This is a genomic window from Pseudoalteromonas luteoviolacea H33-S (assembly GCF_001625695.1).
Classification (GTDB): domain Bacteria; phylum Pseudomonadota; class Gammaproteobacteria; order Enterobacterales; family Alteromonadaceae; genus Pseudoalteromonas; species Pseudoalteromonas luteoviolacea_B.
Window position 1 is genome coordinate 80,761 of sequence record NZ_AUXY01000071.1, and the last position, 21,521, is coordinate 102,281.

Annotated in this window: 16 protein-coding genes; 7 read left to right on the forward strand and 9 right to left on the reverse strand. The window is 42.5% G+C overall.

What is annotated here, in order from left to right; genetic code table 11:
• The first annotated feature begins 6 nt into the window (after positions 1 to 6).
• Positions 7 to 525: a PepSY-associated TM helix domain-containing protein gene (locus N477_RS11970; RefSeq protein ID WP_063362167.1), complete on the forward strand. Its 519-nt coding sequence runs from the start codon at positions 7 to 9 to the stop codon at positions 523 to 525.
• A gap of 84 nt (positions 526 to 609) precedes the next feature.
• Here N477_RS11970 and N477_RS11975 read toward each other — a convergent pair whose 3' ends face one another.
• Entirely contained in the window at positions 610 to 1,983 is a 1,374-nt protein-coding gene (locus N477_RS11975) for an alkaline phosphatase PhoX (protein WP_063362166.1), read from the reverse strand.
• Positions 1,984 to 2,144: 161 nt separating this feature from the next.
• On the opposite strand from N477_RS11975, the gene N477_RS11980 reads away from it, so the two are divergent.
• Together N477_RS11980 and N477_RS11985 are read left to right on the forward strand one after the other, a co-directional pair.
• Positions 2,145 to 2,633: a Fur family transcriptional regulator gene (locus tag N477_RS11980; RefSeq protein WP_063362165.1), complete on the forward strand. Its 489-nt coding sequence runs from the start codon at positions 2,145 to 2,147 to the stop codon at positions 2,631 to 2,633.
• A gap of 65 nt (positions 2,634 to 2,698) precedes the next feature.
• Positions 2,699 to 4,030: a dihydroorotase gene (locus N477_RS11985; RefSeq protein WP_063362164.1), complete on the forward strand. Its 1,332-nt coding sequence runs from the start codon at positions 2,699 to 2,701 to the stop codon at positions 4,028 to 4,030.
• Positions 4,031 to 4,214: 184 nt separating this feature from the next.
• On the opposite strand, the gene N477_RS11990 is transcribed toward N477_RS11985, so the two are convergent.
• The 5 genes from N477_RS11990 to N477_RS12010 all read right to left on the reverse strand — a co-directional run bounded on the left by N477_RS11990 (position 4,215) and on the right by N477_RS12010 (position 10,219).
• Positions 4,215 to 4,805, reverse strand: coding sequence for an outer membrane protein (locus N477_RS11990; RefSeq protein ID WP_081216479.1), 591 nt, complete (start codon positions 4,803 to 4,805; stop codon positions 4,215 to 4,217).
• Positions 4,806 to 4,814: 9 nt separating this feature from the next.
• Entirely contained in the window at positions 4,815 to 5,228 is a 414-nt protein-coding gene (locus N477_RS11995) for a hypothetical protein (RefSeq protein WP_039607893.1), read from the reverse strand.
• A 234-nt stretch (positions 5,229 to 5,462) separates the two neighbouring features.
• Positions 5,463 to 6,329, reverse strand: a complete 867-nt coding sequence (locus N477_RS12000; RefSeq protein ID WP_063362162.1) for a hypothetical protein — start codon at positions 6,327 to 6,329, stop codon at positions 5,463 to 5,465.
• Positions 6,330 to 6,595: 266 nt separating this feature from the next.
• Positions 6,596 to 7,450 (reverse strand): bile acid:sodium symporter family protein, encoded by an 855-nt coding sequence (locus N477_RS12005; protein WP_063362161.1) that lies wholly within the window; start codon positions 7,448 to 7,450, stop codon positions 6,596 to 6,598.
• Positions 7,451 to 7,591: 141 nt separating this feature from the next.
• A complete protein-coding gene (locus tag N477_RS12010; RefSeq protein WP_063362160.1) occupies positions 7,592 to 10,219 on the reverse strand; it encodes a TonB-dependent receptor domain-containing protein in 2,628 nt (875 codons plus the stop codon).
• 351 nt (positions 10,220 to 10,570) lie between these two features.
• On the opposite strand from N477_RS12010, the gene N477_RS12015 reads away from it, so the two are divergent.
• Together N477_RS12015 and N477_RS12020 are read left to right on the forward strand one after the other, a co-directional pair.
• Positions 10,571 to 11,179: a hypothetical protein gene (locus tag N477_RS12015; RefSeq protein ID WP_063362159.1), complete on the forward strand. Its 609-nt coding sequence runs from the start codon at positions 10,571 to 10,573 to the stop codon at positions 11,177 to 11,179.
• A gap of 9 nt (positions 11,180 to 11,188) precedes the next feature.
• Positions 11,189 to 11,923, forward strand: a complete 735-nt coding sequence (locus tag N477_RS12020; protein ID WP_155731875.1) for a hypothetical protein — start codon at positions 11,189 to 11,191, stop codon at positions 11,921 to 11,923.
• Here N477_RS12020 and codB read toward each other — a convergent pair.
• Entirely contained in the window at positions 11,918 to 13,126 is a 1,209-nt protein-coding gene (codB, locus tag N477_RS12025; protein WP_063362157.1) for a cytosine permease, read from the reverse strand. The genes N477_RS12020 and codB overlap by 6 nt on opposite strands.
• A 143-nt stretch (positions 13,127 to 13,269) precedes the next feature.
• Between codB and N477_RS12030 the strand changes: the two genes are divergently transcribed.
• Together N477_RS12030 and N477_RS12035 are read left to right on the forward strand one after the other, a co-directional pair.
• Positions 13,270 to 14,502 (forward strand): DEAD/DEAH box helicase, encoded by a 1,233-nt coding sequence (locus tag N477_RS12030; protein ID WP_063362156.1) that lies wholly within the window; start codon positions 13,270 to 13,272, stop codon positions 14,500 to 14,502.
• Between the two features lie 203 nt (positions 14,503 to 14,705).
• Positions 14,706 to 18,728 (forward strand): carboxypeptidase-like regulatory domain-containing protein, encoded by a 4,023-nt coding sequence (locus N477_RS12035; protein WP_155731876.1) that lies wholly within the window; start codon positions 14,706 to 14,708, stop codon positions 18,726 to 18,728.
• A 94-nt stretch (positions 18,729 to 18,822) separates the two neighbouring features.
• On the opposite strand, the gene N477_RS12040 is transcribed toward N477_RS12035, so the two are convergent.
• The gene (locus N477_RS12040; protein ID WP_063362154.1) at positions 18,823 to 20,478 is read right to left on the reverse strand and encodes an alpha-keto acid decarboxylase family protein; all 1,656 of its coding nucleotides are present in this window, start codon (positions 20,476 to 20,478) and stop codon (positions 18,823 to 18,825) included.
• A gap of 32 nt (positions 20,479 to 20,510) precedes the next feature.
• Complete coding sequence (locus tag N477_RS12045) at positions 20,511 to 21,341, reverse strand: hypothetical protein (protein ID WP_063362153.1); 831 nt, start codon at positions 21,339 to 21,341, stop codon at positions 20,511 to 20,513.
• Positions 21,342 to 21,521 lie beyond the last annotated feature (180 nt).

The following is a 21,521-nucleotide window of genomic DNA, read 5'->3' on the forward strand; positions in this document are numbered from 1 at the left end:
GAAGCAATGAATTTTAATAAAAATAATAGAAGTATTCACAAGTGGGCGAGTATTATTATTTCTATCCCCCTGCTTGTGATTATCGTAACAGGTATTTTATTGCTAGTTAGAAAAGAGTTTAGTTTTATCCAGCCGCCTTCAGCAAAAGGTATTGGCACTATGCCTGAAGTGACGTTTACGCAAATTTTAGACATTGCTAAGTCTGTGGAGTCTGCTCAAATCAAAAGCTGGGATGATGTGAATCGTTTAGATGTGCGCCCTGCAAAAGGGATCACTAAAATCCGTAGTAATAATAAAATTGAGATTCAAATAGATAATCAGACAGGTGAAATTTTACACATTGCAAAACGTAATTCTGAGCTAATAGAAAGCTTACATGATGGTACCTTCTTTGAAAAAAACGCCAATTTATGGCTGATGTTACCTGTTTCTTTTGTGACTTTAGTTATTTCCATCACAGGTATGATTTTGTTCTTTTTCCCTTATCTTAAAAAGCGCCGAAAACGACAAAGCGTCGCCTCATGATTTTTACTTTAATAATCTAATTGAATTTAAAAATCACGTTTGCAGCCAGCAAGTTCAGAAAAACTGGCTGCAATTTTCTTCAAATTAAGCTTGATAGCTTGACCAATCTCCTCGAATTGCCAATGTCTTGGTGGGTGAGTAAATATTGACAAATAAGGTTGACCCATCAGGAGAAAAGCAGGCGCCTGCAAGCTCAGTTTTGGCGCGCAGCTTAGCAAATGGATATACCTCGCCTTTGGGCGATACTCCACGCAAGTGATTATCAGGTAATAAAGTATATTGATCTTCGCAAACGAGCAGGTGTCCTTGCGGTGTTACCGTAAGATTATCGCCAAAGTCATACAGTGATTTATCACTGCTTTCTAAAAACAATTGAATTTGCCCCGGATGCTTGGTTTCTTTTGCGGTGCCTTCATAGGCTGAAGGTTGATAACGCATGATTTGCCCTAGTTGCTTTTCTCCGCCATTGGTGCAACAAAAATAAAGCTCATTGTCGCCAAAATGAATGCCTTCGCCCCGTGCAAATAAAGCTGCACCTAAGTCATATCCGCGTAGCCGTAGGTCATCTTCAGGGCTTTGCGGGTTATCCAAGGTGATCCACTCGCTCTCGTACCAAGTTGATAAAGGCATGTTAGCTTGTGTCCAGTTACGGGTGTCAAACTGTCGAGTGTTTCTAAGCACGAGGGCTTGCAAAGTACCGCCGAACGCCAATTTGCCTTTTTGCTTAGGAATAAAGCGATAGAAGAGACCATCACCTCGGTCTTCGGTCAGATAAACAATTCCTGTTCTTGGGTCTACCGCGGCAGCTTCATGGTTAAAGCGGCCCATGTCCACAAGCGGTACCGGTTGAGTTAACCCTTGTTGATTTGCGGGTACTTCAAAAATGTAACCGTGATCTTTTTCCAGTCCGTCTCCTGCCAGTTGTACTGTTTCTTCACAGGTTAACCAAGTTCCCCAAGGGGTTGTCCCGCCAGCACAATTTCTAATAGTGCCAACAAGACTATAATACTGCTGTTCAATACGCTGAGTCTCAAGGTTATACACCATGGTTGTGGTGCCCCCAGGCAGTGCAATGTCTTTATTTAAGCTGTCATAAGCGTTATCGGTGCGATGCGCGGCAATATCTGGTGCCGCATTTTTTAAATGTTTTGGGCTGAGTTCATGGTTTCTGATTAAAGCGACGCGTTTTTCATCTAGTTCAATACATCCCATGCCATCAGCATTGTCTGGCACACTGAGCCCATCATCCATTTTGTCATGCAAAGTAGAGATAATTTGGTAACTAAACCCATCAGGTAAGTCCAACAGGCCTTTGGGATCTTTGATGAGCGGGCCATAACCTGTGGTTGTTGGGGTGGGTGTGATAGAGCGTTTTTGCGCGCAACCTAACATGCTGCTGTTTAACCCGACAAATGCAAGTGCAACTGTCCCTTTAGTGAATTCTCTACGTGTGACCATGCTTACTACTCCCAAAGTCGTTAACGTAATTATCTTACTCATGTTTTATGTTTTTTTCGTGGCATAACGGTGGATTGCACGAAAATAAGTGATTCATTTAGGTATTTTGTGATATGTTATACTGTAACATTAATTAAGGGGTGGCAAGTAAATAGGGTCTTATGAGTCAAAAAAATAATAAAAATAACCAAGAAAGTGAGTTTGTCGAAATTTTTAATTACGCTGGTATCAAGCCTACTGAAAAAAGAATAGCTATTTTCAAGGGCTTAAAGATGGCGGGCAAAGCGTTATCACCCTATGATTTGGTTCAGTATTGTAAGCAAAATCTTGGACTTACCTTGCCAGCTGTCTCCATTTATCGCATCCTTGATCTGTTAGTTGCAGCTGATTTGGTCCATAAGCTGGATACCGTAAACAAATACATCTGCTGTACACATATCGATTGTCATAAACCCCATCCACATACTCAGTTTTTAATTTGCTCCCTGTGCCAAAAAGTAGAAGAAGTGCATATGCCTGCTGAGCTAATGGCGCAATTATCTGCGCAAATTCAATCGCATGGCTATCAATTAAACTCACCTCAGTTTGAGTTTCAAGGTATTTGCACAGATTGTCAGGCACTGGAAGAAGAGGCGGTCTCGAACGCCTAAAATGTCTTTATTTATAAGGGCAACAGAAATTTTATTGTTAACGCGTGTCTTAAGGTGAAATAGAAATGTCGAATATTCTATTAAAAAATGCCCAGCTGATTAATGAAGGTCAAGTTGAGCACTGTGATGTACGAATTATCGGACAAAGAATTGATAAAATTGCCAGCAGTATTACACCAACGGATATGGAACAAGTTATCGACTTGCAAGGAGACTTTTTAATCCCGGGCATGATTGATGATCAAGTGCACTTTAGAGAGCCTGGTCTTGCTTGGAAGGGCACCATAGGCACTGAATCTCGCGCAGCAGTGGCTGGTGGCATTACAAGCTTTATGGAAATGCCCAATGTGAGCCCTGCAACGACGGATAAACTGGCTGTGGTTCAAAAGCATCACATTGCTGCAGAAACATCAGCTGCAAATTATTCGTTTTATCTAGGTGCGACACCAGAAAACTTAGATGAAATTAAAGCCTGTGATCCAAGTTTTATATGTGGTGTGAAAGTATTTATGGGCGCATCCACAGGTGACCTGCTGGTTGAGCACCCAAGTGCCCTTGAAGCGATTTTTAGAGAATGCCCAGTACTGATTGCGACGCACTGTGAAAAGGGTGATGTGATCAGCAATAATCTAGCAAAGCTGGATGGCAGAGAGTTGACCATCGAAGACCATCCTGTTATTCGTGATGCCAATGCGTGTTACGAGTCGTCTTCTTATGCGGTGAGTCTTGCTAAAAAATATGGCACTCAACTACATGTTCTTCATTTGACGACTGCCAAAGAACTGGATTTATTTACTCCAGGACCAATTGATAACAAGCAAATTACCGCAGAAGCCTGTGTGCATCATTTATGGTTTAATCAAGATGATTACGGCAAGTTGGGGAATTTGATCAAGTGTAATCCTGCTATTAAAGCGGAATCGGACAGACTTGCATTGATAAGTGCTTTAAATGATGGCCGTTTAGATATTATAGCGACCGATCATGCACCGCATACTTGGGATGAAAAAAAACAAGCATTCGCACAAGCCCCTGCGGGTCTTCCCTTAGTACAACATGCGCTGCTGACTTTATTTGACCAAGTAAAACGAGGCACCATGAGCTTGACTCAAGTAGTTGAGAAAACCGCGCATAACCCTGCTAAACGCTACAAAGTGCAGCAACGAGGTTTTATCAGAGAAGGGTACTTTGCCGACTTAGCGGTGGTGAGTGCGAAAGCGGGAGACACTGTGGGTCATGACAACACTTTGTATCATTGCCAGTGGTCACCGTTTGTGGGGCATCAGTTCTCTCATCAAATTCGCTATACGTTTGTTAATGGCCAATGCGTTTACAAAGATGGCGCGGTCATTGAAGTGAAAGACAACGCAATGCCATTGGTGTTTGAGCGAGACTAGTTGTATTTATAGTCAGTGAGCGGCGACTAAATTGCTGCTTACTGAGCTATTTAGGCGCTTAGTCTAATCAAAAATGGTAAACAGCCGATAGTTGGAGCGTTAGTGTATCGTAATCAAGGTTATTGAATTCACCTGTGCCGCTTTCTGCATTGAGTGTTATATCTTTCATTTGCCCGTACCGGACTTAGCCTTGCCAAGACCAGGTATCATCTACTTTGAACAACATGCCTGCAAATACTTGGTATCCGGTGTCGCCATCACTGGAATAGGAGCGCTCAGACCCTTGCGCTTCTAAATCAATGTCTACTTCTTGTGCCCAGCTTACCCCTGCGCCAATATAAGGCTGCCATGAGCTAGGTGTATTGAATACATAATAGGAGTTTAGAAAAAATAGATTTGAAGCGATGTTGCCTTCATAGGGGGAATTATTAGACGGCAATGTGGTATTTGATTCATTGCTTCGATATTCCCAAGCCAGTTCTATTGCCAAATTGTTATGTATGACATAACCGACACCAAGCCCAGATAGAAACCCGCCATCAAGTTGTACATCGCTATTACCCGTCTGACTTTCTATACTTTGTGCGACGAGCGTCATATCTGACATTTGACTCAGCCCAACGTAAGGCCTGACAAACCAATCATGTTTTGCGCTGCAGATTGGAGAGAGTACTAAACAACAGCAACCAAAAGAGAGTAATTTAATATTTATTGCTAGGGCTCCATTATTAGCTTCATCTGCTATACGATTGAAAATGGGTTTAAGGTTGAAAATTAAGCAGTGCTATTTAAATAAATCTTTAAATTGGTCCCATACGCCCAAAGATTCATTAGGGAAAAGATCAATGCCCAGCCAAGATTTAAGTAAATACAAGATAACGAAAACAAGCCCGAGGACCATCATTCCAACAATGGTTAATGCAGTTACAAACACCATGGCAGCAGTAAAGCGTTCCGTTGAGTTTAGGCTGCGCTTATTCACACCGCCAAGAAATACGATATAAAAACTCCATGGTAAAAATGGAAAGGCGAGTGTCGGCCTAAAGTCTATTTGGTGATTATTCCAACCTCGCGTATTGATGACTTTGTCCAGCGCTTTTCGTTGCTTATAGGTAAAGCTGGCGGCAACTTCGGGGTCCATCTTGCCAAGCAGTTGTTTGACGTGAGTGTGGCGTTGCTGGGATTTATGCACTGTCATTGAGTCTCCTTAGCCTAAAATCAAGTGAAAAGCTGCACGTGTAAAAATGGCTTAGCTAAATACTCACATGATCCATCGACTGTCTTTTCATATCGATTGGTTACATCCTGCTATCATTAGCAATGATAGTCGCTATTTTCCCACCCAACCTGAATTTACTCTTAGTTGTGCGGTTGTGAGGTTTATAATTTCATCATGTTGATGAAATATTGAGTATCAGCCCTTTTTTCGAGGCTAAAATCCTAATGCTTGGTCAACTTTGCTTTTAAAGCGACGAAACATCACTGACGCTTTGCAAGGCATGTGTGTTTTTCTAGAGTAATCTATAGGCCTTATTTGAGGTAGCTGACCTTTTCGCGCAAAAGGGATCGTTTGGATTGCTAGATTGTTATTACAGTGGCTGCCAAATAAATATGAGAGCGCTGGGTTTGCATTGTTTAATAAGGCGCGAGCTTGATGAAACTCTTGTAGTTGTGCTTTTGAGTGTGCCCAGCCATTGGTCTGCACAGATAGTTTTAAAATACGTTGCTTTGTTGAACCGTTCTTTTCATGTAGGCGGTGGTATAAATCTCGATTCCATAAAAAGCAGGTACCTTTTCGTCCTTTTAAATTACAGTAGTTTAGATTGCTTTCAAGTGGGCCAGTTGCATACCCAGGTATAATCTCAAAAGCACCTTCATGAGTTTCTTTTACATTATTGAGATAGATATAGATTGAGAATGGTCGACAGCCATAAACAGATTTGATATTTGGATCACGGTGGTCTTTGTGCCACCCCTCTAAAAGGTCACAATGCGTTTGGTTAGTCGTTTGACTCCAATCTATCTCAAAGCAGTGGCATTGAAAAAGTATCGGGCAAGGGTCCAATACGGTAATGGCGCTGAGCAGTTTGTTGTTTAACACATCATCGAGAATGCCGAGCTCAACAAGCTCATCTGAGTACACATAACTCGTTTCCGGCGATTGACGGTCATGAAAAATGGGATCTAACAACCCATTCCATTTATCAATTATTTGCTGTGTATATATGTTTTGAAAAGGGAGCAATCCATGCTTTAAATACATTGTTTGTAAAGACAGCTCTCTCTTATCTAATTTCATTGTGATGCACCCATGTCGATATATCTAGCGTATGTAGAGGTGAGCGAAACTCATGCCATGATGGACGTTTTGAAAATGTTTATATATGTTAGGTGCTTATAATTTTTAGGTGGTTTTTAGCTGTGTGTGGTAGTTGGATGTTTGCAATCTAGTAATGCAAAATGCGAATTTTAGATGGTGTTCAGGGGCGCTTTTTGTTGATACGTGAAGGGGAGAATAGTATTAGATAATAAACAACACTACTCTCTACAATTACATGGCGAGTCTTATGCTTTTTTGATTGCCCAAGCGGTATAAAGCCCCGCGCTGATGAACATAAATAGGCCGTAAATACTTGGTGCGATAGACATGACTTCACTATTTAATAAGCCGGTTGTCACCAGAAGTGCTAACGTCCCGTTTTGTAAACCAACCTCTAAAGTAATGGTGCGTGTTTGCGTGGCATTATGCAGTAAAAAATGGGCGACTAACAACCCAGCCAACATAGATAGCAAATTTAGCGCGATGACGGCAGGGCCTGCCATGACTAGATAATCAATTAGTTTTTCACCTAGTCTAAAGCAAATACTGACGATCACTAAAAGCAATACTGCAACAGAAAACCAACTAATATACGGGCTCGCTTTTTTTGCAAATTCGGGCCACTTAGTATTAATGGCCATACCAATTAAGACAGGCACAACACCAACAACAATGAGTTGTAGCCAAGCTTTTAAAATTGGAAACTCAATCAAGGTGTCATTTTTGCCGTAATAACCGATTGCCCATGCCGCTAAAAAGGGCAGAGTAAATGGGGTAATAAAGCCCACAACGGCAGTCAAAGACACAGAGAGCCCGACATCGCCTTTGGCTAAATAGCTGTACAAGTTTGAGGTTGTACCGCCCGGGCACAGAGCTAAGATAAATAAGCCAATGGCAAGCTCCCCTGTAAGTCCTGTTAAGGCAATCACGGCAATAGCGAGTACAGGCAGTAAGAGTAGCTGACAAAAAGCACCGATGAAAAAGCTTTTTGGTTGCAGGCATACACGCTGAAAATCAGCAAGTTTTAAGCTTAATCCAACGCCTGCCATGATAAAAATGAGCGCGACGGGTAAGCCTATTTCAATTAAAGCGGGTGGCATGTCGTTATCCTTGTTAGGCCAAATTATATTTATATTAACAAGTTATTTAACATGTCGTCATACCGAAATGAACAGGTAGGATGTGAAGGTTATATGACGCAGTGATTTGGTGACAAGCGTATGCTTGTCACCCGAAGGAGCTTAAAACTGATAAGTGGCTTTGAGATAGCCGCGTCTGCCAACCGTGTCGTAAGTAAATACATCTGTATTGGCATCATTCCATGAAGTCAAAAATGGCGGTCGCTTATCAAATAAGTTGTCTATACCCAAGGACACAACAAGTGAGTCAGATACCGCATAACCCAATTGCACATCATGATAAAGGATACTGGGTACTTGGCTGCCAATTGGACCGCCTTCGTTTTCGTCTTGGGCTTTACCGATATACTGAATGCTATAACTGCCTTGCCACTTTGCAGCAGCGACATTGGCAGTTAGATTAGACTTCCACTTCGCAAAGCTTCCCCTATCTGAGGTGATTTTGCCAAGTAACACTTCTGTTTCTGCGCCGTCAAAAGCGGTGTTTTCATGCTTGAGCAGGCGCGTTGTATCCCAACTGAGTTTGTAGTCGAGATGCTTATAATTAGACGCAAATTTGATGTTTAAATCTATTCCAGAGACTTGTTCACTGGCGGCGTTCATCGGGCGCTTTTCAAGTAAGGTGACTTGGTGTGTAATAGTGTCTCTGGTAATGCTATCGCAATAAGCTTTGTAGGCAAGTGGATCGCTGTAGCAAAGGCGTAGCATGTTAGAACCAGACACACTATTGATGGCGTTATCAACGTCAATATCAAAATAGTCTAGCGTGGCTGAAAATAATCCGTTTTGGTATACCACGCCCAGTGTAAATGTATTCGCAGTTTCTGGGCCGACTTCGGTGTTGCCGCCCACACCTGTACGAATTGTTGAGCCATCTTGTTCAAAGCCATTAGGTACGCCAGCTGCGAGACAGTTATTTAAAATCATGCCTGTTGCGCCATCGCATGGGTCCATAGTGATGAGGTTTTCGATGTTGGTGCCGCCAAATTGCTCGGTAATGGTTGGCGCTCTAAATGCACTAGATCGGACGCCTCGTAACAGCCATTGGTCGTTAACTCGCCAAGTTAATCCCAGTTTATAGGTGGTTTCGGCATCAAAATGCTGATAATCAGAGTAGCGAAGTGCCATATCCGTTTTAACGGATTGCGCGTAGGGTAAGTCACTTAAAAGTGGAATAGAAAGCTCCAAAAATGCTTCTTTGACTTCGGAGTCACCAGAAATTGCATCCTCTTCGCCGTTTTGTATCGCAATCGGATCTGGGTCACGCCAGCCTTTTTCTTTACGTAGAGTGATACCCGTTGCAAAGGCTAAGCTGCCTGCTTTAAGCTCAGTGATATCGCCCGTCAAATCAAAGCTAAGAGATTGGAGCTGGTTGCCACCCGTTCCTTCGCGTTGGTAAGTCACATAGTCGATGACATCTGGGGTTAATTCACCGATACCAAAATAATCTCCACAGGGAATGGCGGCATTACTTGCTGTGCTACATACATTCGCATCGAGTGTTTGCGCAACTTTGGTGTCATCAAAATCATAGCTCCAGCCATCGGTTCCGGTATTTCTGCCCCAGTTATAGCCTGCTTGCCACAACCAGTTATTTGCTAGTGTGCCAGAGAGCGCGAATGTGGTTTGCGTGGTGTTGGTTTCTTGATAGAACTCAGGGTTGGGTACTTCAATATTTCGACGACGCTTTAACGTGAGATCTTGTCCAGTAGGGTTGTAAGCAAACAATCTAGAAACGTCGACAGAGTTAAACCCTCTTGGTGTGACGACTTGATCTGACTGTCGATTAGCGTAAAGCACAGATGTATCAAGCACAATAGAGTCGGACAGCTCATAAGAGACAAAAGTCGCTAAATTCAGGCGCTGCATTGGGCTGTATGCATTGAGCGCTTCAAACCAATTGTAGCCGTGCTTGTCATTATCATAGGCTTCAAAGTGGTCACCATTTTGACCTGAGACTTGGCTAAATTGCACTTCTTGTCCATCAGCCAACTGTGCGCGCCCACCAATAGTTGAACCAGATGAAATACACACAAGTTTGCCATCGACTTCACTTAATGGGCAGGGGTTACGGGTTGATTGCAAGGCGTTACCGGTGTCGACATAATTGATATTAACGGTGACATGGCCTTTATCAAATGAATTGCCATAAGATAGGTTTAGCTCTGCATTTTCAGTATCTTTTTTGCTGCTTTGACCTACTTTTGCAACAAGTGTCGTGCCTTCAAAATTAGACTTGGTGATGATATTGACCACACCCGCGACAGCATCGGCGCCATATATCGCTGAAGCGCCATCTTTTAAAATATCAATGCGCTCAATGAGTCCCATCGGGATCATATTAAGATCTGGGCTGTCATTCGCACCTGTGCCCCCTGCTACGAGGCGCTTGCCATTCAGTAAAACCAGAGTGCGTTTAATGCCCATACCGCGCAGATTGACTTGCGCTGTGGCGTAGCCATTGCTAGTCCAGTAGGCATTAGTGGCATTTCCTGCTGGGCCTGCTGATGCACTTAAGCTTTGCAATACCTCTTCTAAGTTAGACATACCGGTTATTGCAAGATCTTCAGCGGTTAATGTGGTTACTGGACTAGCTGACTCTAAATCGATACTTTGAATTTTAGAACCCGTTACTTCAACACGTTCAATGTGTGTTGTTTGTTGCGCAGAAACAAAATGAGAGAGGCCGAGGCCAAGCAGCGCAAGAGATAATTTTGAATACGAAAACATAAAGAAAACTCTGAAAAAAACTGCGGCGAGTATAATGAAGTTGACCTTGTTTGAGATGTGACAAATTGTCGCACTAACAAAACTTTCAGTAACCTTTACATGAAGTTACTAATTAAAAAAGCTGATTTTAATGAAGAGCAGAGTAGAAAGTGTGTCGTTTAACGAAAGATGTAAATAGAGCGTTTATCAATTGTGGATTTCGTCTAATACTGGATTAATTAAAACATATACAAAACATAATGTTGGTTACTCAGTTGTTATAAAGTGCCGATTCCTACGATTTTTTGGCTTGTCTTGTTGCTGTTTAGTCAATAAAATGCGGCGCTTTTATGTAGTGGGATAGAGTAAAAAATGTTGAAAACCTCTAAAAAGACAATTTTGGTCGCCTTGTCGTGTATGACCCTACTTGGTGGTTGTACTGAAGGAACTGGGGAAGATGATTTAACCGCAGATCTGAGTAGCAGCGGTAATAACTGTGATCTAGCAGAGTTAATTTCTGAGGCAGATAGAAGTGCGGCCAATGCATGCGGTGTACAAGCTTCATCACAAATCGCAAATGCTGATGTATATTACGCAGCAGCCGTAAAAGCTTGTCGCAGTGGTGAAACTGGTACAGATCCTGACACAGGAAATGTGACTACATATAAAGATACCTATGAGGTCTATAAAAAAGCAGCCAATTATGCTTTGACAGTCGTAGGTCAAATGAACTGTGGCACTAATTCGACTGGCAATACGGGCGGTGGCATCGCAGTACCAGAGACCTCCCAAGAGCAGTACAATTTGTGTGTCGGTTATATCAATGATGGTAAAAAAGCGCTAGCGTCGTGTTATGGTCCAGTTAAACAATTTGATTATCAGTGTGGAGACAATAGAGTTAATTACTTGAAAAGCTTTGATCTGAAAGCAAGCTGCATTAGCGAAAGAGATACTTGGCTGAAAAACGCGTTTAACAATTAGGTATTGCCCGTGAGCATGAAAAACTTAGCCATATTTATAATGGGTCTGTTCACGGGTATTTTCTTGAACATACTCTTTGATACACCAATACAACAAGAAAATATGCCGATGATTAAGGTGGAGCCGCAAAGAGTTGAGCTCATACCACAAGAAATCAAATGTCACATCAAACAGGATGTGATTATTCCGATTAATGCAAAAAAAGAGGGTGTAGAAGGGTCTTTTTATGAATTGTCTAACTTTGCATTGAAATTTGCAGATGAGGAAGACATTGTTCATTTTGCTCTACAGCAAGGAATTTTAGACAGAGACAGTATTGGTCAAATTACAGATGTAAAACAAGCTGCAAATCGCTTGAGTAAAATAGCGGCGGGTAAAAACGGCAGTGATGAAGTTGAAATGCTCAATCATGGCCCTTCACGTGTGTATTTTAGTAATGGTGAGCAGGCTTTCGCTGGGTATGCTAATCAGAACGAATTTAACGCTGAGATTAAAAAGATCACAGCTACATTTGAAACTGGTGCAGATTACGGTCACAAAGTATTAGTGAAATGGATTAATACAGATACTCAGCAGTTGTTGGCATTTAAAAATGTCTCTATTAAGTCCGCTGATGATCTTCATTATGTGACACTATCTAAACAACAGTGGCAAAGTGGTATATACCAAGTTGAAATTTATGCTATATCGGATGACTTTCCTTTGCTAGCTAAAGGCCATTATTCTGTTAGTGCTTCGTTATAATTTTAATTTTTTCATCAAGTAAAAGCTGGTGGCACTGGCTATCACAGCATTAACTGGCGTGATCCCTGGTAGCCAATGGCCCGCAGCGATACCGATAAAAACGCTGATGATGGCAGTCCAGTTTATTGTCTGGCACTGTGCATTTTGCATATTTTGATAGCGCGTTTTATGGGTTAAGTAATGCGTGATCAGCACACCACCAATAGGGGGAATTGCTGCGGATAGAAAGGTTAACCAGCTAACAAAATGATTGTAGAGCCACAATGCGCAAAGTGTGCCGATGAGGCCATTGATGACACTAAGGCATTTGCTTGAAAGCCCCGTGATATTGGCAAACCCAAGTCCAGACGCATAAAGTGCATTATCATTGGTGGTCCAAATATTTAAACCCAGCACAATCACTGCGGGTAGTAATAAGCCTTGCAGCATCAACACCTCAGAAATATCAGATTTCCCCGTTGCTGCGGCGCCTGCACCACCAAATACAAACATTAAGCTGTTACCGATTAAAAATGCGATAACTGTGATCAGCACTGCCTTTTTAGCATTTTTGCCAAAGCGCATAAAATCTGCTGTCAGTGTGCCCGCAGAGATAAACGAACCGACTACCAAGGTGATCGCTTGAGTTTGGCTCAGTGGTGAAGTGATAGGTTGAGCTGCCAAACCGGATAGTCCGCCTGCTCCGTCAATCGCTAACCATACTGAGAATCCGCCGAGTAGGGCAATGGCTGGTACCGCTATCATTGAGAGGATCATGAGAGCGGAGATCCCAATATATGCAGTGGCGGTCATCAATATGCCTGCAATGAGAATGAGCCAGCTAATATCAAAGCCGGTAATTTTGCTCACAGGCAGCGCAAACATGGCGATACCAACACCAAACCAGCCAACCTGTGTGCCAGCAAGAAGTGCGGATGGCAGCCAAGAGCCTTTTAAGCCAAAAGAAAAGCGCGCAAGTAAATGAGTCGAAAGCCCTGTTTTTGCACCGATATAGGCTAAAAATGCAGTGTATATGGCGAGAATTAGGTTGCCCGCAACAACCGCTGTTATGAAATCAGCTTGTGATAAGCCAACGCCGAGTTTGCCACCTGTCCACATACTCGCTGAGAAAAAAGTCAGGCCCAACATTAACATCACCATGGCGATTGATGCTCGTCTTGCTACTGTGGGGACAGGTTTTAAATCGAATTCATGCGCTGACATAAGGGCTCCATTTTACTGTGTAAGTATAAAGTGTATTGTGAAATTGCAGCACAATTATGGAGAGTTAACTTTATTGCACTGTACACAAGTGTGTTCTGGGTTTGTTATACTGGGCGAATCTTTGGCAGTACTAATGGGCACCTATGTCTTTCCAATCTTTAAATCTTGCAGATGAACTCAATCAAGCGCTAGCACAGTTAGAGTTTACTGAGCCAACACAAATTCAAGCGCTGAGTATTCCATTCATTCTGGAGGGCAAAGACTTACTGGCCACAGCCCAGACAGGCACAGGTAAAACTGCGGCTTTTATGCTGCCGATCTTACATACCCTATTGCAAAGTGAATTTGATACGCCCGCAGTACGCGCTTTAGTACTTGCACCTACTCGAGAGCTGGCGCAACAGGTTGCGAAAGACACCAAACGCTTGGCCAAGTTCAGTCACTTAAAGGTGGCTTGTTTGTATGGCGGGGCCAATATTGGTCCTCAAGAAAAGATCTTAAAAGAAGGGGTCGACATCGTCATCGCCACGCCTGGACGGTTATTGGATCATATGATCAAAGGGACTTTGTCTCTCAATGCTATCTCTCACCTGGCGTTCGATGAAGCTGATCGTATGTTGGACATGGGCTTTATCGGCGAAATTAAGCGCATTATGCGTAAAATGCCTGAAAATCGTCAAACAATGTTGTTCTCGGCAACAATGGATGAGAGCGTGCTGACGCAGGTAAAAATGTGGCTGAATACCCCTGAGCGCGTTGGCGTTGAGCAGCAAAACAGCACGGCGGATAAGGTAGAGCAAACTTTTTATGCGGTGGATGAAGACCGAAAACGTGAGCTGATCTCGCACCTGATTGGTAAAAATAACTGGCAGCAGGTGCTGGTATTTACTCGGACTAAAAAGAGCGCAGATGAGTATGCAAGTGAGCTGAATAAAGATGGTTTGGCGACGCTTTCTATCCATGGTGATAAGTCTCAAGGCGCACGAGAACGTGCACTAGAGCAATTCAAATCAGGTAAAACACGCGTCCTTGTGGCAACGGACGTTGCAGCACGCGGTATTGATATTAAAGCATTAAGTTATGTCATTAATGCAGAGCTGCCTTATGTCGCAGAAGATTATATTCACCGTATTGGGCGTACAGGCCGTGCTGGAAACAGCGGCCAATCGATTTCTTTAGTGAGTATTGATGAGCAGTGGTTATTGGAAGAAATAGAAGTATTGCTTGATGCTCGACTTACACCTCAGTGGTTGGCAGGGTATGAGCCTGATTTAACCAAAGAGCCCAAAGACAATCGTAAAAACTCTGCGAAGTCGAGAAAGCAAAGGGATAAAAAGCGCGTTCTAGGCCAGCGCACAAGGCGCAGAAAAAAATAAAGATTTAAGGGGTTTATATAAAGCCCTCTTTTATGATTTTTAACCATCATTGAAAGTGCTGCTAAATTGTTTAACTCAATTTAAATAATCAATATATTTATTATTTAATATTGTTTGGAATTGTATATCTTCCCTCCTTGTATCTGATTTTATAAGCATGTAGTCTGTGTGTAATTTGAGCTATATACTTTAGGGAAATGCAATTGTTTTCGAGAATATCAAAAGGGTGTTTATTTTCTTTAACAGCACTTCTGATGGGTTGTGGTGGGAGTAGTGAAGAGCCAAAGCCTCAATCTACTTCGACAGAAACATCGATGGTAACTCCTCAGCCAACCGTACCAGAGCCCCAGCCAACCGTACCAGAGCCCCAGCCAATAGTGCCAGATAATCAGAAACCAACAGTTGGGATTGAAGGGGAGCCTAGTGGGCAAGAGCGTCAGACCTTAGTATTGGTTGCCAACGCATCTGATATTGACGGCTCTATTGCCAGCTATCAATGGCAACACAATTCAGAGTTAACAATTAGCCTAACTGGGGTAGATAGCCAAAAGTTAGAAATCATTACCCCCGATATTCAAAAAGACACCGACATTACGTTCACTGTGACTGTTACTGACAATCACGGTGCGACAGAGACAGCAACGCACTCAGTTACTTTTGAGCGCAATGAAATCGTTGTTCAGTTACAAGGCTTGGTGACGGACCAGCCAATTCCTGACGCGACAGTTACAGCGACAATTGGCGATGAGCAGTTCACGGCCACGGCAAATGCGCAAGGAGAATACACCCTTGATATTGTTGTTGATGAATCAAGTCAGGCTGCACTGGTAGAATTACATGCTCAAGGAGCTGGTGCTCAATCCCGCGTGGAATTTGTCTCACAATTACCAAGTATGGATGTAGTTGTTAGCAAAGCTGGCGAAGATAAAGTACTACTCGCGACTGAGTTATTTGGTGTGAATATTACCAATGTAACAACGGCTGAATATGTACAGTTATCTGAGCATGAAGGGGCATTTGATTCTCAAGCTCAGTTTCAGGATACGCTATTATTAGTGGATACGACTGAAAAGATGAAGTTGGCAACGTTAATCAAAGCGCTTGTCGATAACAATATCGAATTGATGCCAGCTCAATTTAGCTCGACACTATCGCTTGCAAGAGACAGTGTGGGCGCTGAACAATTATATTCAGTTCTTGAAATGACACACCCTGAACTCCTTACAAAAGCGTCTGAAGAGCTGCTTAAGGACACGACTCTGCTGCCTGGTTTTGCATCAGAATTGACGGGAGATTACATCTTAACGATTCCAAATAACATGCATGGCTTGTTAGCAAATCTCTCATTTAATGAAGACGGTACTGGCACAATTGTTACTGTTGAAACTTCAAACTTCCACTGGGAAAAAATCGGTCAAGTTATTACTTTGTCCTTTGCAGAGCCTGTTGAAGTCGTTCCACAAGGCATTCAATCTGATTATGGACCTAGCGCTAAAACAGTTCTAAATAATTTAACGCTCACTTTATTAGAAGAGCGAAGCGGGCTCATTATCAGTCAGGTTTCATATGAATATGACCTGATTATCGAGTTTTTACCTGATCCAATTAGGTTTAATGTAGACGCTTTTGCACATCTACTTCAAACGACCTCCAGTGCACCTCTTGACGAAGAAGCAATGGTCGGTGTTTGGCATGTTCAGCATCATATGCTTGGGCACTCATTTGGGGAGGCTGTAAAGCTTGAATTATTCGAAGATGGTACTGCAAATCAAGATTCAGGCAACATTTCTTGGCAGTGGCAACTAACAGAAACGGAATTGGTGTTGGAAAGTGGTAATAAAAAACTAACCTATCAAGTTTTAGATCACGCCTCAGGCAGCTTTAATACCATGGTCGTTGGTCATTTGAAAGAAACCGATTCAATTATAAATGGTGCAATGTTTGTAAAGCAGCAAGCGCTCAGTTTTGATAGCTTTGACTTTATTGGAAGCTGGATGAGCACTAACTCACAAAATGCCAGTCAGCAAATGCTTTTTTTTGAAGACAACTCTTATCTAATACAAATTAACTATTCAAATGTATGGACTTTGGAGCAAGGAAAACTGGAATTAGGCGCGTTTTTCTGGAATGAAGAAAATGTTAATCATTGTGATACAGCCCAAAAATCGTGTCAGTTTAGATCCTCAGGTGTGTTTGAGCTTGTAGGTGTTTTTGGTAATGATATTGCTGTCAAGCATATCCAATCTACTCATCATTACGGCGCTGAACCTGAGTTTCAATCATATTTAAAGTTTTTTACAGTTCATACTGAAGATGGTCAACAGTTGCTTAATAACCTGATGCCACATGGATTCACTAGCATGCTTTATGGTCAAAATGACACGCTGAAATTCGAGATGGATTGCTTTAATGGCCCTTGTCATTTAGTTATTGAGTATAAAGACATTGCTTACCGTGTCGAAGATAAAGGTTCCTATTTGGTGTTATCCAATGATGCAGGTGAGCAGCTCTTACTGTCAATGCGAGCACTATCGTCAACTGAATTCGCCGTTTGTATTCGCTTTACTAGCGGTCAATGTGATGAATCAAATACCGCTGTTTTTTCCTCGGAGGGCCCAGAATTAGACTTCTCAGTGACTATAGAGGGACAAGGGGAGTTAATTACACATACTGATAAGCCAAGGCTTGGCAAATTATTGTCATTGACTGTAGAGCCAGGCAATGGCTACGTCGTGAGCGACATCTCTGGCTGTAATGGCTATTTTCAAAAGCATAGCTTGAGGTTTGAAGCTTACACACCAACGATGTCGTGTCATATTAAAGCTAAGTTTATTAAAGAGAGTGACTTTATTGGTCAATTGCGCTTATTGAGGAAGGGCTTTTACGCGCCGGAGCATTTCGATATTGATGTTCGTCCTTCAGGAGACGGGAGAGTATCTCGTGTTAATTTATATTCTAACTTTACTTGGCAAGCTACCGAAGATGGGGGAATAACAGCGCAGTTGACACAACCAGTCAAAGTGTCCGTGGATAGGCTAACTGACAATAGCGATATTTACTATGATGTTGAGATTACGGGCTTTGATCTTAAGAATCACGCAGAGGGTGTAGAAGTCACTTGGCATCGCCAATTAAGTAAAGATGGTGAAGTACATCGCGCAGATAGTTTGGTTGATGTGCTAGATGATATAAGAGATTTTACCAATGTTAGCCTGACAGAGGCGCATTTCGTAGGGGCTTGGTCTCTTGGGTATGGTGAGGCAGAATACTATTATTTTTCCAAGCATCAAGATAAAGACGAATTTCTTTCTTGGTCAGAAGCTTATCAACTTGTCCTCAAAGAAAATGGAGAAGGTGAAATTCAAAATGACGGAAAGACCACATCGATCAATTGGTCTTGGCATGGTAACTATATTGAGATCGTGGAAAAGGATGGTTACAACAATACCGTTCATATTTCTTTATTGAGTGAACTCGACGGCGGCTATCAGTTTAATGCTGATTTTGAGAATTTACCTTATTCTGCAACACTGAATAACGGTGCAGGTGTCATGGTAAAACATCAGATACGCGCACCAGAAATTGCAAATACTGTAAGTGTTTGGCGTTTTAAAAATGGCCCAGAGCTAGAAGTTTTGGACGGGATGGAACTATATACAAATGGAGTTGCGAGAATGGGGGCGGCAGTCAGGTATAGCCACACTTATTTTGATGATAATAAGTTGTATCTGCAAGATTTTTGGAATGTTGAAACAAATCAAAGAGACACCAATTGCACTATTGAGCAACCTGAATGTGTTGAACAAGCATATCAGCGTATCACGCCACTTGCTCAGGGGGAGCGAACGTTATTTGCACTCTCAGCTATTAAAACCATTGATGGTCAAGCCGAATCTTCGAGGCTTAGGGTTATAGCGCGCGGTGGTGAGGGTAGTTTCACACAATTTGAGCCGTTTATGTTGTCTAATTTCTCTTTATATGAAAGAGCCGGTGAAAATATATCCCATTGGAGGACGTGGTATTCCAATGGGATATATAAGATACTTACTCCGTATGGCGAGGGGGATACGCAAATAGATGAAGCAGGCCGTATTAAATATGGCTATCAAGGAGAATACTATTATATCCAGCTACTTGCAGCTTCAAGTGATGGTCTGAAGGTATGTCATTATGCTGAGAGTGATGCTTGCACAGAGGCAAACGAAACTTTCCTTAGCTATCAGTAGTTAATGCTGAACAGGCGGCTATGCTTTCAGTTGCCGCCTGTTTTGTTGTTTTTATATTCGTTTAATATAAAAATGGCAAGGAGCTGCTATCAAATCACTTTTTCTTCCACTTAGCATTGTCGGGGAGTGATTTAGGTGGGACACGAACCTGTATCAGTGAAGGGCTGTCTAAGTTTTCAAGCGCGCCTAAAATTGCCTCGTTGAGCTCTTTATAGGTATTGGCTTTCCAGCCTTTACAGCCGAATACATCGGCAAGTTTACAGTAATCCCACTGGTGTAAAATACATGATTCAAAGAATGGCTGATCGCTTGAGAATATTTCCGCATCATATAGCCACTGCTCTACACCATATACACCGTTGTCCATGACAAAAATAATTGGGTTGAGCTTAAACCTGGTTTGTGTGGATAAACACTGTGGTGTCATTTGAAATCCACCATCTCCAGAGAATACAAACACACGCTGGTGGTCTTGTTTAGCAAGGCTCATGCCTGTTGCCGCTGGACCAATATAGCCAATGGACGAGTAAGTCGGTTGGGCGACAAACCCTCTTGGTGTGCCGACTTTGAGCAGTAGGCTGCCAAAAAAGTTTAAGCTGGCGTCACTGCCGATAAGTACGTTGTCGTTAATGTACTCTTTACTCTGGATAAAGTCATAAAAGCCTTGGTAGCTGATATCTCCACTAAATTGCTCGCTACTGTCTGGTGCTTCGCTTGGGATTGCACATGTAGACAAGTTTGAGAGTGGCTTTCGATTAAGTTCATCGATAAAGTTTGCCAGTGGTACTTGTGGTACAAAATAGGTCCCTAGCTTCACGGTATCCCATGAAATAAGCGCGGTTTTATCATAATTTACCGCTTGGCCCAGTGAGTTGATATCTGACAACCAAACACCTAAGCCTAAAATAAAGTCAGACTCATTGACTAATTTTTGGGTGACCTCAGAGGAGGCTTGACCATCAAAAACACCTGCAAAGAGCGGGTCGTTTTCGGAAAATACCGCTTTGCTAATGAGCTCAGTCACATAAGGTAAGTTTAGTTTTCTGATTAAAGCATTGGCCTCCTCATGAAGGCCCATGCGGTCAACTTCAGCACCTAACCAAACAATTGGGCGCTCAGCTTGTGTTAAAGCTTGTCGAATTTTATCAATGGCTTGGTCTACATTGTCTTGCAGGGGGATAGGCGTAAGCGGTGTAAGCTTGCCTTGTGGCGCTGCACAAGGCTGTTCTACCATGTCTTCCAGTAGTTCTATGTAAGCGGGGCGTTTTTGTGAAATACACTCTGTTAATGCATAGTCTATCAATCTTGGCGCAAGTTCAGGGTTATCTATTTTGATTGCTGCTGCGGTGATATTTTTGTAGATATTTAAGTCGGTTTCGCCATCAATCATATGGTGGTACGTAAAGCCAGTTTGCTGGGCAGTGAGGCGCTTTTGTATGCTCGGAGCACCGTTGACCACAACCACCGGGATTCGCTCTGCATAGGATGCCGCAACTGCGTTTACCGCGCTGAGGGTACCGGCAGAATATGTAAAGCACATAGCGCCAATGCCTTTTAATCTGGCATAGCCATCGGCCGCATAACCTGCGTTAAGTTCGTTGACCTCTTCAATTAGCTCGATACTGCTTGGCTCAATATGTTTGTTGATCCATTCAATGGTGTAGTCCCCTGCGATTGAAAATAAGTGACCTAGGCCAAGCTCTTCAAGTCTTTGAGTGAGGTACTGTCCTACTGTGTATTGTGTATCCATGCTGATCCACCTATCAATTTGGTTAGTGTTGATTAATATTCGCTAGCGCCGTCAAAGAGTCGGGGTAGGTAAATGTCGAAAATGGCTGGACATTGCCTAGTCGGAAATTTGTTGAGCATAAACGCTTTAAATTCCTGATTTTTCAGGCCGTCAGCAATGGCTTGCTTAGCAGCAATCAGATACTTGAGGTTTTCCAGTACTTCATTTTTATCTGCAGGTGCGCCGTGCCCGGGTAAGAACAAGTCATAGTCAGATGTCAGCATATCTTCATGTTGTTCCATCCAATGATCGAGATATTTAGTGAGATAAAGGTGCGTGCCGCTGTAAAGCAAGTCTTGGGCGATAAATATGCCAAGGTCTGGAAGTTTTAAGGTGATCCCATAGTCAATTTCCGTATCGACGATACGCTCGATGACGTATTTGACTCCATCGATGACCTCAATACCGGGGCTAACCGCATGTTGTGGGATAACGACTTTTTCTGGCGCGAGATCACCTAATTTACCCATATGATCTTCACGAGACTCTTCACCATGTACTTTTAAAAAATCGATGGTTTCCGGCAGCGTATATATTTCAATATCTGCAAATGCATCTCCAAGGCCAAACCAATGGTCAGGATGACGATGTGATAAATACAAACGCTCGATGGGCTTTTTTAAACTGTCGGCGTATTCACGAAACTTTTTCGCATAGGGACTTAAAAACTGGCCATCAATCAGTACTAGGACATTTTCACTTTCAATAATGTGTGTTGCATTGGCAATATTATCTCCTTCGTATGAAGAGATGAAGGTGTGAATTTTCACATTGCCTGTGTGTTTAACAACAATTTTAATTGGGTTGGTAATAGGTATATTCATAGCATTTACTCGCTGTGATAGATAAAGGAGACAAAGCACATGCACGGCGTGCTTTGTAACAGCTAAATAGATAAAGAGACGGTAGAAGGACTGGCCAAAGATAGCAGGTAAGACGATTGAAAAAGGCTTGTTTATAAGGTGATGTGACAGTAAACACAGATACTATGCGCAACTTTCGCT

Coding starts and splice junctions, on each gene's coding strand:
- N477_RS12045 (WP_063362153.1), bottom strand. CDS start 21,341: ATGAATATACCTATTACCAACCCAATTAAAATTGTTGTTAAACACACA.
- N477_RS12010 (WP_063362160.1), bottom strand. CDS start 10,219: ATGTTTTCGTATTCAAAATTATCTCTTGCGCTGCTTGGCCTCGGCCTC.
- N477_RS11970 (WP_063362167.1), top strand. CDS start 7: ATGAATTTTAATAAAAATAATAGAAGTATTCACAAGTGGGCGAGTATT.
- N477_RS12005 (WP_063362161.1), bottom strand. CDS start 7,450: ATGCCACCCGCTTTAATTGAAATAGGCTTACCCGTCGCGCTCATTTTT.
- N477_RS12030 (WP_063362156.1), top strand. CDS start 13,270: ATGTCTTTCCAATCTTTAAATCTTGCAGATGAACTCAATCAAGCGCTA.
- N477_RS11985 (WP_063362164.1), top strand. CDS start 2,699: ATGTCGAATATTCTATTAAAAAATGCCCAGCTGATTAATGAAGGTCAA.
- N477_RS12015 (WP_063362159.1), top strand. CDS start 10,571: ATGTTGAAAACCTCTAAAAAGACAATTTTGGTCGCCTTGTCGTGTATG.
- N477_RS11980 (WP_063362165.1), top strand. CDS start 2,145: ATGAGTCAAAAAAATAATAAAAATAACCAAGAAAGTGAGTTTGTCGAA.
- N477_RS11975 (WP_063362166.1), bottom strand. CDS start 1,983: ATGGTCACACGTAGAGAATTCACTAAAGGGACAGTTGCACTTGCATTT.
- N477_RS12000 (WP_063362162.1), bottom strand. CDS start 6,329: ATGAAATTAGATAAGAGAGAGCTGTCTTTACAAACAATGTATTTAAAG.
- codB (WP_063362157.1), bottom strand. CDS start 13,126: ATGTCAGCGCATGAATTCGATTTAAAACCTGTCCCCACAGTAGCAAGA.
- N477_RS12040 (WP_063362154.1), bottom strand. CDS start 20,478: ATGGATACACAATACACAGTAGGACAGTACCTCACTCAAAGACTTGAA.
- N477_RS11995 (WP_039607893.1), bottom strand. CDS start 5,228: ATGACAGTGCATAAATCCCAGCAACGCCACACTCACGTCAAACAACTG.